Raw genomic sequence first — 14,523 nt, 5'->3', positions numbered from 1 at the left:
TTGGCTCCGCTTCTTGGGTTGGGTGCTCTGATGATGACCGGCGCGGCGGGATGCTCCTGCAGCTCCGGAGCAGAAGGCGAGGCAAGCACGACGGCTGGAGGGGGCGCCGGCGGAGGCGGCGGAGCGGGGGGCGGCGGGGGCACCGGCGGCGAGGGCGGCGAGGGCGGCGAGGGCGGCGGGGACGTGGTCGGCCAGGGCACGGGGCAGAACACGGGAGGCGCCCCTCCGGTCAAGCCGGGCGAAGAGTGCGTCGCCACGGCCGCCCAGGCCACGCTCACGAAGCGGCCGGTCGACGTCGTGTTCGTCATCGACAACTCGCCCAGCATGGCGAACGAGATCATCAGCGTACAGGACAACATCAACGAGAGCTTCGCCGCGATCATCGGCGAGAGCGGCATCGACTACCGTGTCATCATGATCTCCGCGCATGGCACCGCGGGGGTCGACGACTCGATCTGCGTCGGCGCCCCGCTCAGCTCGGCGAGCTGCGCCCCGGTCCCCGAGGCGCCCGGGAACAACCCGCCCATCTTCTACCATTACAGCCACGAGATCAGGAGCAACGACGCGCTCTGCGTCCTCCTCGGCAGCTACAACGGTGTCATGCCCGACCAGCACGGCGTCGCGCCGTCCGGGTGGTCCGAGTGGGTGCGCGAGGACTCGCTCAAGGTGATCACGGTGATCACCGACGATCACGTGGGCTGCCAGTCGACGCACCTCCCGCGCAACATCTATATCGATGATACGAGGCAGCCCCTCGACGAGGTCGCCGCGGACTTTGAAGAGCTGCTGTTCGGCCTGGATCCGGCGGTCTTCGGCGATGTCACGGCGCCCAATTACGTCTTCCATAGCATCGTCGGGCTCCTCGAGAACACGCCCGCCACCGACGCATACGGGCCCGACAGCGACCTGGTCGAGGAGACGTGCGGCACCGCCGTCGCGCCCGGCACGGGCTACCAGACGCTCAGCAGGAGGACCGGCGGCCTCAGGTTCCCGCTCTGCCAGACGAGCTCCTACGACGTGGTGTTCCGGGCGATCGCGGAGAGCGTCATCACCGGCGCGGTGGTCGAGTGCGATTTCGCTGTGCCGGACTCGCCGCCGGGGGAGGTCATCAACCTCTCGACCGTGGTCGTCCAGTACACGCCCGGCGACGGGGGCGAGCCGCGCTCGTTCGCTCAGGTGCCGAGCGCAGAGGCGTGCGCGGCGGGCTCCTTCTTCATCGAGAACGACATGATCAGGCTCTGCCCCGACGCGTGCCAGGCGGTCCAGGCCGACGCCGGGGCGGAGATCGACGTCCTCTACGGCTGCGATCCCGAGCCGGCGGATTGAGCTCCGCGGCCGGGCGGCGGCGCCGGCGAGCGCCGCCGCTCTCGCCTCGACCTGGGCACTTTTGTCGTGGAGATCGCCGACATCCATGCCTCGACGAGGGCCGGCCTGCGGTGGTCCGCGATCGTGCGGTCCCGCCGATGAGAGTTGACACCGCAAAATGTGATCGTTCACAATCCATCCCGATGGTATCCTCGTTCTTCCCCTGCGACGGGCTCTGCAGCGCCCTTCCCGGGGCGAAGCCGGGCCGCTTTGCGCGAGCTCCCGCAGGCTGTAACGTGATGGCGGCGTCCTTCGATGCATGGGTCAAGTCATTGATATAGCGTCGCTTTCTTCATGGGTGTGTGCCAGATCGCAGCGACGAATGCGCTGCCGACCGGGGCGAGGTCCCGCAGTTGGGGCTTGACGTTTCCGAAGGCTTTGGATTTCCTTCTAGCTGCGTTGGGTCGTCGAGCTCTCGTCGTCAGGTCAGAGCGCGCCGCCGACCCTTCTCCCTCGGGAGGCGCCAGGGGGAGAGCGGGAGGCGACGGGGGCGCAGCGGGTGAGCGGCTCCCGGCAGGGGGGGCGCGAAGCGCTGTGTATCCTTCAGCCATCAGGGGGAGCGCCGTCCTCGAGCACACGGCAGAACCAGCGTCGGCCGACGAGAGCGATGGGGGCGAAAATCAATGAACCGAAACAGTCAAGCGCACCTCGGTGAGGGCGCTTATCAGATCACGGAGACCGTGGCCGTATTGCCGCGCAGCGTCTGGCGGCGCGCGCGCCGCGCGACGTCGGGCGCGAGCGTGCTGCTGCACTCGCTCCGGAGCGGAGCCGCGCAGCCGCGCCGGGTCTTGGAGCTCGAGCTGCAGATTTGGCGTCGAATCGGCACGCTCGAGATCGACAGCGACGTGTGCGAGGTAGACGGCGAGCTTTCGCTCATCATGGAGGACTTCGGGGGCGCACCGCTCGAGATCCCCGCGAAGGGTCTGGAGGTCGGGACGTGCCTGGAGCTCGCGCTCGGCATGTCTCGCTTGCTGCATCGCTTGCACGAGCAGGGGCTGCTTCACGAGGACGTGAGCCATGGCAGCTTTCTGGTCAACCTCGAGACTCGACGTGTCGAGTTCGCTGATCTCCTGGCGGTCTCCGGGGACGCGGCAGGCGGCGCCGCTTGCGGATCCGCGCCCTCGCTCGCCCACGTCGCGCCGGAGCGGACGGGCCGCCTCAACCGTCGCCCCGATCACCGAGCAGACTACTATTCTCTGGGCGTCACGCTCTTCCAGATGCTGACGGGCCAGCTGCCGTTTGCGGCGAGCGATGCCATCGGCTGGGCTCACGCGCACGTGTCCAAGCGCGCTCCGCTCGTCACGGAGCTGTCGCCCGACGTGCCGCCGCTCCTCGCGCAGCTCGTGTCCAAGCTGCTCGCGAAGAATCCTGACGAGCGCTACCAGAGTGATCACGGGCTGCTGAGCGACCTGACCACGCTCTGTGAGAGCTTCCGGCGAACGCAGGCCCTCCCTGCCGTGGTCCTGGGGGCGAATGACGTCTTCAGTCAATTCATCGTCAGTCGAGACGTCCAAGGACGCGACGCCGAGCTGTCGGCGCTGGGAGGCGCCCTCCACGACGTGTGCTCCGGCAAGAGGCTGCTCGTGCTCATGCCAGGAGCCGCGGGCGCCGGGAAGTCCGCCGTACTCGCGGAGCTCCTGCGACAGCACGGCCGAGCGCCGGCGCGCCTTTTGTCGACGGCGTTCGAAGAGCGAGCTCAGGCAGTCCCGCTGTCTGGTTTGGCGCAGGTGCTACGACGCCTGGCAGGGGACCTGCTGTCGCTCTCCGAAGCCGAGCTGACGGAGCTGCGCCAGCGCGTGACCGCAGCGCTGGGGCACAACGCGGGCATCTTGACCGAGCTGATGCCGGCGCTCTCCTGCGTCACCGGTCCCTCCACGTCCATCGTCGCGTTGAATCCCATCGAGGCGCAGCGCCGTCTGCAGCATGTCTTCCTCTCGTTCATCCGTATCTTCGCCACGCCGGAGCGCCCCCTCGCCTTCGTGCTCGACGATTCTCAGTGGCTCGACGCCGCCTCTGCCGAGGTGCTGTCTGCCATCCTGACGAACCCCGACTCGAGTCACGTGATGGTGCTGGCCGCGTTCCGCGGCGGCGATGTCGGTGACGTACCGACGCTCCTGAACCTGCAGAGAGCGTTGCACCGGGCGGAGGAGAGCGTGCTGACATTGCCGCTCGGGCCGCTGTCCTCCGACGCGGTCGCGGAGATCGTGGCTCGCTCGCTGCGCGCGCCCGTCGCCGAGGCCCGTGGGCTCGCGGAGGTCGTGAGGCGCAAGACCGACGGTAATCCGTTCTTCATCGGTCAGCTGCTCGTCTCCTTGCATCGACAGGGCATCCTGCGCCTGGACGTCGAGCGCGGCCGATGGTCCGCCGACTTGCAGCGCGCGGAGGCGCACCCCGCTTGCGACAATGTCGGCGCGTTGATGGCGGAGCACCTCGAGAAACTCTGTCCCGAGGCGGCGAGGCTGCTGTCTGCCGCTGCGTGCTTCGGCATGCGCTTCGATCTGCAGACCTTGTCGGAGGCCGTGGACAGACCGCTCGCGGCCTGTCTCGAGCTCGTTCGGGAGGGGCTCGCCCATCGTCTCCTGTCCGAGGTCTCCGTCGAGCCTCGAGCGGAGCCGTCAGCGCCTGGCCGGAGCCACGAGTCTGCATCGTACGCCTTCGAACACCAGCGCGTGCAGCAGGCGGCGCTCTCGCGCGCCAGCGACGCGGAGCGTGTGGCAGCTCATGGTTGCATCGGACGGATCCTGCGCGAGCGCCTGGGGGGTGATCGCGCGCCGAGTCGAATCTTCGAGGTGCTTCATCATTTGAACGCCGCTCGCGGCGCGATCCATGACCGAGAAGAGCGCCGCGATCTCGTGGAGCTCAACCTGACCGCGAGTCACCAGGCGCTCCAGAGCGGCGCGTGGACCATCGCGGGGACCCACGCCGAGACCGCCGTCGAGCTGCTGGCCAGCTGCGAGGGCGAATGTTCGCCGGCGCTGGCCTTTCGAGCGATCTTCGCGCGCGCCGAGACGGCGTTCGTGCTGGCTGATCCGCATGTCGAGGCGTTCTGCGAGGAGGCGTTCAGGCTCGCCCCCGACCGCCTGGCGCGCGGCCGAGTTCATGTCTTGAAGACCCGGATCCTCGAGCACGGCGGGCGAATGCTGGACGCCGTGGCCCAGGTGCGCGCAGCGCTGGCCGAGTTCGGCGTGCGCTTGCCGGAAGCGCCCGACGAGATCAACCAGGGCATCGGTGAGGGGATCGGCAAGCTGCAAGCGCACCTGGCGCGCGTGACGATCGAGGGCCTGCCGGCGCTTCCGATGGCAGAGGACGCAGGGGCGCGCTTGGTCCTCGAATTGCTGGCGCAGGTGATTCCTCCGGCGTTTCAAACCTGTCCGCCCTTGTTCTTCCTGGCGGAGCTCATCATGTTCGACCTGGCGCTATGCCACGGCGTCGACGCGGTCTCGTGCAAGAACTTCGCCGACTGCGGCATCCTCCTCCTCGCGATGCTGGGCGACTACGATGCCGCCTATCGCCTCGGCCTGGCTGCCTTCGAGCTCTTGAAGCGCTTCTCGCCGACTCCAGTCGAATCGGGCGTGTGCTTCGTGTTCGCGGGCTTTCTTGCGCACTGGAAGGCGACTTACCGAGACCTGTTCGCGGTCTACGACCGAGGGGAGAAGAGCGGGCTCATGCTCGGCGACCTGCAGCACGTCGCCTACGCCAAGAGCGATCGCGCCCAGCGCTCGTTCTTGGTCGGTGCGCGGCTGCGGGCCTGCCGCGAGCAGGCAGCGGAGCTGCGGCGGTACTTGACGCACATTTCGGCGGCAGGTCAGCTGGTCAATGCGCTGGTCGTCGAGCGAGCCGTCGCTCGATTGACGGCACGCGGATCGGAGAAGCAGGCCGTCGCCGCGGCCGACCGCGAGGCGACCGCCGTGGTGGTCGCCGAGAAGAGCACCCAGTACGGCTACGCCTACGGGCAAGCCCAGATGATGACGAGCTTCATCCTGGGCGACTTCGCTTCGTCGCGTCAGTGGATGGAGTTCACCCGGGAGTTCTTGATCATCGCGGCGGGGCAGTTCTCGCTTCCCGATTACAAGCTCTTCGAAGGGCTGCTGGCGGCGAGGGCGTGCCGCGAAGGCGGCCCGGAGGCGCGGGAGGCCCTGCTCGCTGTCATCGAGGAGAACCTGAAGCAGCTCGAGGCTTGGTCCCGTCTGTGCTCGGAGAACTTCGCTCACAAGGCTCACTTCCTGGCCGCCGAGCACGCGCGCCTGACGGGGCAGCCGCTGCAAGTCGTGCTCGCCCGCTACCGCGACGCGATCAGAACGGCCGGAGACGGTTTCATCCACTTGCGGGCGCTCGTCCACGAGCATCAGGCCCAGATGTGGCTATCGCTGGACGAGCCCCTTCACGCCAGGACATGCCTGGAGACGGCTTACCGGCTCCACGCTGACTGGGGCGCCACGGCGAAGCTCGAATTGCTCGCGCGTGAGCACCCCGCTCTGCTCGCGGATACCGTCAGAGGAGACATCGCGACGCCACGCGACGCGATGGCGGCCGGCCAGGCTTTCGACAGCGTGTCGCTGCTCAAGGCAACGCAGAGCATCTTCGTCGAGGTCGAGACCGAGGGGCTGTTCGCCGCGCTGATGGCCACGTTGATCGAGAACGCCGGGGCAGAGCACGGCTGCCTCGTCTTGCGAGACGACACCGATCGCACGTACTACGTGGAGGCGCGCGCGCACGTGGAGCGCCCGATCACGAGCCTTTCGCAGCGCGTGGAGTACTCGGAAGCCGAGTTTCTGTGCCCCACCGTCGTCAGCTACGTGCTGCGCACGGGAGAGGCCGTCACGCTGGACGACGCATCGAAGGCAGGCGCCTTCCAGGCGGACCCGCAAATTCGAACGCGGGGCGTACGTTCGGTGTTGTGCGCTCCCATCATGCGCAAGGGCGACGTCCTGGGCGCGCTGTACGTGGAGAACAACGTCAGCGCGTATGCTTTCACGCTCGACCGATTGGCTGCGTTGCGGGTGATCGCCAGCCAGGCGGCGATCTCGATCTACAACGCACAACTCTACGAGAGCCTGGAGCGACGCGTGGCCCAGCGCACCGAGGAGCTGGCGCTCAAGAACAGTCAAATCGCTTCGATGCTCGACAATCTGGACGAGGGCGTCTTCACCATCGACCGGAGCCGGCGCGTCGAACCGGGATACTCTCGACGATTGGCGGAGATCCTCGGCAATGCCGAGCTGGTCGGTCAAGACTGCCTCGCGCTGCTGTTCGATGGCTCCAACGTGCGACCGGACGCGTGGAGCGCGGCGGCGGCAGCGCTCAGCTGCGCCTTCGATCAAGAGCAGTGGCTGGCGGCGCTGAACGCGCACCACCTGATCCGTGAAGTGGAGCGCACGGGTCCCGGCGGCAACCCCCAGTTCCTGGAGCTCTCTTGGAACTTCATCGAGTCGGAAGCCGGCCAGGTGGAGCGCATGCTGGTCACGGTTCGCGACGTGACCTTGCTGCGTTGCTTGAGGCAAGCGGCGCGCAACAAGGAGCGCGAGGTCGACATCATCGTGCAGGCGCTCGATTGCGGCGTCGAGGCCACGCGAGCGTTCTGCGCCGACTGTCGCGAGCTGCTAGCCGCAAATCGCGCGGCGCTCGGGCCGCGCGTCGAGAGCTCCGAGCAGCTCTGTGATGCCGCCTTGCGCAACCTGCACACCCTGAAAGGCAACGCTCGCCTGCACGGCTTCACGCACCTGGTCGACTGCCTGCACGCTGCGGAGGGCGCCTGCCAGGCGTTGCGCCGGGGGTCAGAGCAGCCGATCGGCGGGCACGAGCTGCTGGAGCAATTGGATGCCGTCGAGCGGACGGTCGCGGAATACGAGTCGGTTTGCCAGCAAAGGCTGACGGCCGTGATCAAGAGGCTGGATGAACGGAGCGAGGGTGTCCTTCACGACATCCGGGGCCTGGTCGCGACGGCCGCTTCCACCGGCGCGGCCCAGGAGCTGGTGCGCGCGCTGCGTGGAGTCCTCGCGCGCCTCGACCCTAGCTCGGTGGCGCGCGTGGTCGACGAGACGCGCGAGATGTTGCCGAGCTTGGCCGCCGAGCTCGGGAAGCCCGCGCCGGCGGTGCTCACGGAGCAGGCCGAGGCGCAGCTGGCCGGCGACTGGACGGGGCTCGTGAAAGACATCCTGGTTCAGTGCTTTCGCAACTCCCTCTATCACGGCATCGAGAGGCCCGACGTGCGAGAGCTCGCCGGCAAGCCGGCGCAGGGCCGCATCCATGTTCGCGTGCGGAGCGGACCGAGCGCGCTCGAGCTGCAGATCTTCGACGATGGCAGCGGACTTTCACTCGAGAAGCTGCGTCGGCGGGAGGGCGTTCATGCGCTGCCCGATGAAGCCCTGGCCGACCAGATCTTCCTGTCCGGCGTCTCGACCGCAGAGACGATCGGTCAAGTAGCCGGTCGAGGTGTCGGGCTCGACATCGTGCGCGCGAGCCTCCGGGCTCGCGGCGGCGACGCGCTGGTGCGCTTCACCGGGGAGGAGCGCGATGGCCACCGGCCGTTCATCCTGGTCCTCCTCATGCCGGAGAGCGCGCTCGCCTCCCGCTCCTGCGAGCCCCCGGTCGTTCCGCCCGCTTCCTCGCAGACTTGCGTGAACGGCGGCTAGCGTGAACGACCCCGACGCCCTCGCGACCCAGGCCGTGGGCTCGTTGGGCCAACTGGGGGTTATCGGGTTATCGTCGCCGTGAATGCAGGCGTGCGCCGCGCGCCTCCGGCCCGCCGCTCGCGTGGACTCGCTGCCGGAGCGTTGCCGCTCGCCAGCGCCCGCGGCTTCTGTTGAGATCACCCGCGCGCAGCGGTTGCAGGCCGAAGCGCCCCGGAGGCGTCGAGCTCCTGCAATGCCAGATCGAGCCCGCGCAGCGCCGGGCGCGGGCGGGCGAGCAGGCGCTCGCCGGCTTCCGTGGTCGGGACGCTGCGCGTCGTCCGGTGCAGCAGGCGCACGCCCATCCGCTGCTCCAGGCCTCGCATCATGTGGCTGAGGACCGAGGGCGGCATGCCGAGGGTCAGTGGATCTGGGGATCGTACTTTGAGCGTCATGACAGCCGCCGATCGCTGCGGAAAGCCCTCGGCAAACGCAAGGCATGAAGGGGGCCGCGGTCAAGGCGCGCCGCCGGCAGCGCTCGATCGACGAGGGGCTCGGCTCGATTCGACCCAGAGGCTAGAAAGACAGAAGTTTCCTGACTCCACAAAAGCGCTTGGACTTCCTGCCCGCCCAGATTGTGCCGTGGCACACGCCATTGAGCGCCTTCCGTTCCCGCGGGTGGAGCCCCATGACAGGCGAGTAGCCGCGATGCGCCCGCGTCGCCGGCGAACACGAGCATGCGCGCGATGGAGGCAGCATGAAAACGAACCGGATTCGTCTGGGGATCTCTGCGCTCTTTGCCATGGCCTCATTCGGGCTCGCGATCGCGGGCTTCACCGACACGATGGAACGCACGGAGGACGAGGGAGAGGTGGACTGGAAGGCCTGTCAGCAGCGGCATGCCCACGCCACCAGCCAGGTGGAGCGTGTCCGGGCGGCTTACCGGGCATGCGCTACCGACAACGATTGCTTCATGGTCGATACGAGCACCGACTGCGGCGGCACCTGTGGTGAGGTGGTCAACCGGGCGGGCGTCCAGCAGATGAGGCGTGTCATCTCCCACCTCAACGCGACCGTATGTCGCGAGCATCGGAGGATGGGCTGCCCCTCCGGCGCGCCTGCGTGCCTCGCGTCCAGGCCCGTCTGCGCCGGCGGTGCGTGCACGTTCGCCCCTCTGTAGGCGACGTCGCGCGACCCGGCGTCACCGCGCCGACGAGCACCGGCTCGACGGCATCCCGATCCTGGAGACCGCGATCGCGCCGATTTACATCGGCCCGACCGTTCCGGCCGGCGCTCACTCCATGGAGCTCACCGACGCCCAGCAGGAGATATCGGCTCCTTCTCCGATGCGCGCCCCTCAGACGATCTTCGACACAAGCGCTGACCTGCGGCCTCGAAAGATTTGGCCCCGATCGGACCCGGGCGACTCTACCCGGGTCCGATCACCGACGCCGTCGGCGACATCATCAGGTTTTGTGGAGGCGCCGGGAGTCGAGCCTGCCCGATGTCGAGCAGACTCGTGCAGAACCGCACCAGCGACAGGTTCGCCTTGAAGAACTGCGGCAGGTAGAACGAACGGCGCAAGTGATACGACGGCTGGGCGAAGTCCATCGCCGGGATCCGCACCTGCCGGCTCTCGAAGGCGGGCGCCAACTTGGCAAACGATGCCGGCCGTTCGCAGCGATCAGTCACCGGATCGCGAGCGCCTACCGGCGCCGACGCCGAAGAACGAGCCCGGAAGCGACAAGCGAGAGCGCGGCGGCGAGTCCGCCGTTCCCAGTGCTCGCGCCCGTCCGGCAAGCGCACGAACCGTCCGGGTCGGCGCCGGCCGCGCCGTTCCCACCCGAGCCACCGGCAGCTTGCGAGCTGTCCCCGCGACCACCAGCGCCGGCGTTGTCACCGCCACCTGCCCCACCGGAGGAAGCGGCGCCGCCGCCGCTGCCCGAGCCAGCGGTGCCGGTCGTTCCGCCGGTGCCTCCGGTGGCCGAGCCGCCGCTGCCCGAGGCCGCGCCCCCGGCGCCGTCGCTGCCGCCGGCACCGCCTCCGCCGTCTCCGCCATCCGGCATGGTGGGTCCGGTAAACCGCCACCAGTTGAACTTGAAGAGGTCGCCGTTGCCACCGACGAACTTCAGGAACAAGTCGTGTTTCCCGCTGCCCCCGCTGACCGCACAGGTCTTGGTGGTCCAGGACGACGCGCCCGAGACGTCACACGTCCCGAGCAGCGTGCCGGTCTGACTGTCGAGGCGAAGCTCGATCTTCGCGTTGCTGGCTGCGGACGATACCCGAGCCTCGAAGGAGGTCACGCCGTCCAGGAAATCGACGTCCTTCACCTTGATGTAGTCGCCATTGCTGATGGAGGTGACGTTCATGCCGGCGCCGGTGTCGGTGCATACCTCGGTCTTGAGCCCGGACGAGAAGGCGATGGTCTCGGCCTCGACTTGACTGAACGGATTCAGCGTGTCGACGGCGGACGGTCCGTTCGTGGACATCGAGATTTTCGGGATGCTGCCGTCGGCGCCGTACGTGAACTCCTCCACGCAGACCGAGCGCTTGAAGTCACCGCCGCCCGGCAATGCGCCGTTATGATAGAAAAAATACGAGCGCCCCTTGTAGTCGACGATGCCGGCGTGATTTGTGTAGGTCCGGCCAGCGTCCATGACGTCGCCGCGGACGGTCCAGGGCCCGGTCGGACTGTTGCTGGTCGCGTAGCTGATCTTCTCGGTCCCGGCGATGGCGGCGTAGACCATGTAGTACAGCGACCCTCGCTTGTGGAGCCACGGCCCCTCGGTGAAGCCACTCAACGACACGTTGGTGATGCTTCCCGAGGTGCTGATCATGTCCGGGTTCAGCTTCACGTGCCGGAGGGTGCCATTCCCCCAGTACATGTGGGCCTGTCCATCGTCGTCGACGAACACCGTCGGGTCGATGTTGCCGGATCCGGTCGCGGCCAGCTCCTTTCCCAGCGGGTCCATGAACGGGCCTGCCACATTGTCCGATACGCCCACGCCGATCCTCGCGCCGGTGGCGTTGTTCAGCGGCACGTATAGGTAGTACTTGCCGTTCCTGGCGACACCCTGCGGCGCCCACGCATCGCCGGTTCCCCAGCGGAAGGTCTTGTAGCTCGCGGGCGAGCCGTGGTCCGTCCAGTTGACCATGTCCGTGGTGGAGTACAACCTCCAGTCGTTCATGGTGTAGAAGTTGTTCACCGACACGTCCTCGTCGTGTGACGTGTAGAGGTACAACCTGCCTTCGTGCACCATGGGCGCGGGGTCGGCCGTGTAGAAGGTCTGCACGATCGGGTTGTCCGCGAGAGCGCGGGAGGGGATCGCGGCGACGATGGCCAGCGCCATCGCCGACAGGGTCATTCTTCTTGCTCGGTACCACGTTGTGTTCAGGCGCACGTTGAATCCTCTCGCGAGCGGAATTGCTGGCGCCCCGCACCCCTGGTGCTGACTCGACGGAGGCGCATCAGATGAGAGGATAGCCCGCGCAAAGGCACGCAGGACGACCCACCCAGGGCAAAGCACAGGTATACCCCTTTCGAAATGTGAACGATCACATTTCTAGTGTCAAACCCAATCGACGGGCCCGAGCCGGATCCTCGATCCCGAAGGAGGACAGCGCTGGCGGGCTCCTCCGGAGCGCCGCGTCACGGGGGGGGCGGGCGTAGGACCGCGGCGATCGCCGGCCCGATGCGCTCGATGCCGACCTGCGCACGGACGGCTGGCGCTCGATGACGCAGGCGGCCGGCGCCCTGGGTCGCCTCTCGAGCGCGGCGACCCAGGGCGCGCGCTCCGGCCAAGAGCTCGCCGCATCGTCGGCCGATTTGGATTGACGCCGCTGATGTGAACGATCACATTTCGAGCTGCGATGGGGTGGGTGAGCTTGCCCTTCACCGGAACAGGAGACGCCGGATGTCGATGAGCATGAAGCTGATGGGGGTTATGATCATGAGCGTCAGCATGGGCTTTGCGGGCGCAGCATGGGCCGTGGGCGAGGCGGCGGGCGTCCCCGCATCGGTCGCCGAGGGGAAGGATTTCGGCTGCGGCGCGAAAGGACAGAAGGCCTGTCCGATGCAGGGCTGGATGAAGACGGTGATGCAGTCGGCGACCACGAGCGGCGACGGCGCGAAGATCGCGTCGGCGCTGGACTATGTGGCGTCGAAGCCGCCGCCCGGGATGCCGAAGTGGGTCGCGATCTCGAAGGACGGCGCGGAGAAGGCCAAGAAGGGCGATATCGACGGCGCCAAGGCGAGCTGCAAGGCCTGCCATGACCTGTACAAGGCGGAGTACAAGGCGAAGCTCCGTGACGCCGCCTTCTGAGGCGCCGCGCCCTGCTCTCGCCCTCTCCGCTCCTCGCGCAAGGCGCGCGCCCTCCTTCCAGTCACTGGCCCTACCCCTCGGGTCGATTCACGTCGACCGTTCAGAGGATAGCCCGCGCAAAGCCATTCCGACCCGTCAAGAGTTTCCCGGCAACCAATAGGCGTTTGCGGGACTGCACCTGAGCAGCAGCGGCGGCGAGGTCCCGGCGCAGTCCCGCGAACGTCGGGTTGGACCGGGCCGGTTCGCGGCCGGGCGGGGCGGTCGCGAGGCCTATGGAGATCCTGCCCGAGAAGGCCGCAGAGGGCGGGCTCGGCGGGGCTCGCATGCGTGGTGCATCCCGCCGCCACGACGTTGGGCGCAGACGTGCCGAGACAGAGCGCGGCGCCGACGGAGGCCCAGGAGCAGGCACGCCGCCGACGTGGACGGCCCGGCGCGCTGCCCTGTGTGCCGTCACGCGCGAACGATCAGAGACAGCAGCGGAAGCCGATGTCCCGATTGGTGTCGTCGCGCCGGGGAGCGGACAGGCGCGCATCGCACCTGGCCGCCTTGAGCGACCCGTTCTCGATATCCTCGGCATCCGGCACGGAGGCCCGCGAGCCGCCGCGGACAAGGCAGTTGCCCTCCGTGTCGCAGGCGTTCTCCCACTCGGCCGCGTTGCCGCTCATGTGATAGAGGCCCGTGGCGCCTCCCTCGCACCTCGAGATCGGCGGGATCGGAGTGGGAGCCACGGACTTCCTGGCGAACTCGCCGGTCGGATCGTCGACCTTGCACCTCGGCTCATACCCGTGGCCGTAGGGATATTCGTTCACTCCCTGGCCGGAGCACGCGTTGTACCACTCGTTCTGCGTGGCGCTCGCGAGCTCGGCGGGCGAGCTCTCTCCACCGCCGATCCTGCCGCAGAGGTGTTTGCCCATATACGTGCAGTACGCGTACGCGTCGCACCAGTCGACGTAGTTGACGGGCGCTCTCCCCTCGTCGTAGGGCCACTCGTTCGAGGGCCGGTAAATGTTCCCGGCACACTCGGGCGGCAGGCCGGCGAGCACCGGGTTCGCCTGCATGAAGAGGTCGTACTCTTGCTTCGTCACCTCGTACTGATCGATGCAGTAGCTCCCTCCGCCTGCCACGGGCGCGATCACCATCGACGAGGGGCAGGCGCAGACACGGGCCGTGCCGTTGCAGATCGACGTCGCGCAGTCGGTGCTGAGGGCGCACCGCTGCCCCGCAGGGCACCGGGCGCTGCACTCCCCCCCGCCGCAGTCGATGTCGGTCTCCTTGCCGTTCTTCACCCCGTCGCTGCAGCTCGGCGCCTGGCAGATCTGTTCGACGCAGACGAGCTCGCTGCAGTCGGTCGACCTTTCGCACGTGTCGCCGGGCTTGCAGTCGCCGCAGAGGGCGCCGCAATCGACGTCGGTCTCGTCGCCGTTCTTCACCCCGTCGCTGCAGCTCTCCGTCAGGCAGCTGCCGGACACGCAGCTCAGCGACTCGCAATCCGAGCCCACCACGCAGTGCTGGAGGTCCGCGCACGGCGGGCACGCCGGGTTGCCGTCGCGCGGCGCGGCGCCGCGGCCGCAGTCGGTGTCTGTCTCGTCGCCGTCTTTCACGCCGTTATCGCACTGCGCCGCCGCGCACGTGGTCCCGGCGCTGCCGCCGCCGGCGTCCTCCTCGCAGCGCCGTGAGACGCAGTCCGTGGGCGCAGCGCACGCCTGGCCGTCGAGGCAGGGAGAGCAGGCGCCGCCGCAATCGAGGTCGGACTCGTCGCCGTCCTTCACGCCGTTGGTACAGCTTGTCGAGGGCTCACCACCGCCCCCGCCGGTGCCGCCGCCCTGCCCGCCGGTGCCGCCGCCCTGCCCGCCGGTGCCGCCGCCCTGCCCGCCGCCGGTGCCGCCGCCCTGCCCGCCGCCGGCGCCGCCGCCCTGCCCGCCGGCGCCGCCGTCCTGCCCGCCGGTGCCGCCGCCCTGCCCGCCGGTGCCGCCGGCGGGGCCCGTGGTGCTGCCCGTCGTGGGCCGGTTCGACGCCGTCGGAGGGCGGCGCCCCTCCTCGCTGCTGCACGAGATGGCCGCGGCGAGGGCTACGAGGGGAATCAAAACGACAGTCGACCGGATCATGGAGCTGCCTCCCTGTGTTCAACACGAGGTCAGAGGAAGGCTTACAGTCTACTTGCGATGTCGGCTGTGCAGTGCGACAAAAGAACTTCACCCGCCGACGCGCGCCAGCCACCGCCAAATACG

At 68.3% G+C, this 14,523-nt stretch carries 8 protein-coding genes; 4 read left to right on the top strand and 4 right to left on the bottom strand.

Annotated elements, in window-relative coordinates:
• The first annotated feature begins 30 nt into the window (after window positions 1-30).
• Both WMF17_RS33120 and WMF17_RS33115 read left to right on the top strand, forming a co-directional pair.
• Window positions 31-1,326 (top strand): hypothetical protein, encoded by a 1,296-nt coding sequence (locus tag WMF17_RS33120; RefSeq protein ID WP_437645008.1) that lies wholly within the window; start codon window positions 31-33, stop codon window positions 1,324-1,326.
• Window positions 1,327-2,153: 827 nt separating this feature from the next.
• Window positions 2,154-7,997 (top strand): AAA family ATPase, encoded by a 5,844-nt coding sequence (locus WMF17_RS33115; protein ID WP_437645006.1) that lies wholly within the window; start codon window positions 2,154-2,156, stop codon window positions 7,995-7,997.
• Between the two features lie 176 nt (window positions 7,998-8,173).
• Here the strand turns inward: WMF17_RS33115 and WMF17_RS33110 are convergent, their stop codons facing one another.
• Window positions 8,174-8,386: a LysR family transcriptional regulator gene (locus WMF17_RS33110; protein ID WP_437597225.1), complete on the bottom strand. Its 213-nt coding sequence runs from the start codon at window positions 8,384-8,386 to the stop codon at window positions 8,174-8,176.
• Between the two features lie 389 nt (window positions 8,387-8,775).
• On the opposite strand from WMF17_RS33110, the gene WMF17_RS33105 reads away from it, so the two are divergent.
• Complete coding sequence (locus tag WMF17_RS33105; protein WP_437597224.1) at window positions 8,776-9,153, top strand: hypothetical protein; 378 nt, start codon at window positions 8,776-8,778, stop codon at window positions 9,151-9,153.
• Window positions 9,154-9,401: 248 nt separating this feature from the next.
• Here WMF17_RS33105 and WMF17_RS33100 read toward each other — a convergent pair whose 3' ends face one another.
• The gene (locus WMF17_RS33100) at window positions 9,402-9,665 is read right to left on the bottom strand and encodes a hypothetical protein (protein ID WP_437597223.1); all 264 of its coding nucleotides are present in this window, start codon (window positions 9,663-9,665) and stop codon (window positions 9,402-9,404) included.
• Window positions 9,666-9,679: 14 nt separating this feature from the next.
• A complete protein-coding gene (locus tag WMF17_RS33095; RefSeq protein WP_437645004.1) occupies window positions 9,680-11,323 on the bottom strand; it encodes a glycoside hydrolase family 43 protein in 1,644 nt (547 codons plus the stop codon).
• 600 nt (window positions 11,324-11,923) lie between these two features.
• Here WMF17_RS33095 and WMF17_RS33090 point away from each other — a divergent pair.
• Window positions 11,924-12,295, top strand: coding sequence for a hypothetical protein (locus WMF17_RS33090; protein ID WP_437645002.1), 372 nt, complete (start codon window positions 11,924-11,926; stop codon window positions 12,293-12,295).
• A 464-nt stretch (window positions 12,296-12,759) separates the two neighbouring features.
• Here the strand turns inward: WMF17_RS33090 and WMF17_RS33085 are convergent, their stop codons facing one another.
• Window positions 12,760-14,400 (bottom strand): formylglycine-generating enzyme family protein, encoded by a 1,641-nt coding sequence (locus tag WMF17_RS33085; RefSeq protein ID WP_437645000.1) that lies wholly within the window; start codon window positions 14,398-14,400, stop codon window positions 12,760-12,762.
• Between the last annotated feature and the right edge of the window lie 123 nt (window positions 14,401-14,523).

Source organism: Sorangium sp. So ce362 (assembly GCF_051519845.1).
Classification (GTDB): Bacteria; Myxococcota_A; Polyangia; order Polyangiales; family Polyangiaceae; genus Sorangium.
This window is presented reverse-complemented; position numbering and strand designations above follow the sequence as displayed.

Bases quoted from the DNA above. Each gene is read 5' to 3' on its own strand.
- WMF17_RS33105 (WP_437597224.1), top strand. From the start codon at position 8,776: ATGGCCTCATTCGGGCTCGCGATCGCGGGCTTCACCGACACGATGGAA.
- WMF17_RS33120 (WP_437645008.1), top strand. From the start codon at position 31: ATGATGACCGGCGCGGCGGGATGCTCCTGCAGCTCCGGAGCAGAAGGC.
- WMF17_RS33090 (WP_437645002.1), top strand. From the start codon at position 11,924: ATGAGCGTCAGCATGGGCTTTGCGGGCGCAGCATGGGCCGTGGGCGAG.
- WMF17_RS33110 (WP_437597225.1), bottom strand. From the start codon at position 8,386: ATGCCGCCCTCGGTCCTCAGCCACATGATGCGAGGCCTGGAGCAGCGG.
- WMF17_RS33085 (WP_437645000.1), bottom strand. From the start codon at position 14,400: ATGATCCGGTCGACTGTCGTTTTGATTCCCCTCGTAGCCCTCGCCGCG.
- WMF17_RS33095 (WP_437645004.1), bottom strand. From the start codon at position 11,323: ATGGCGCTGGCCATCGTCGCCGCGATCCCCTCCCGCGCTCTCGCGGAC.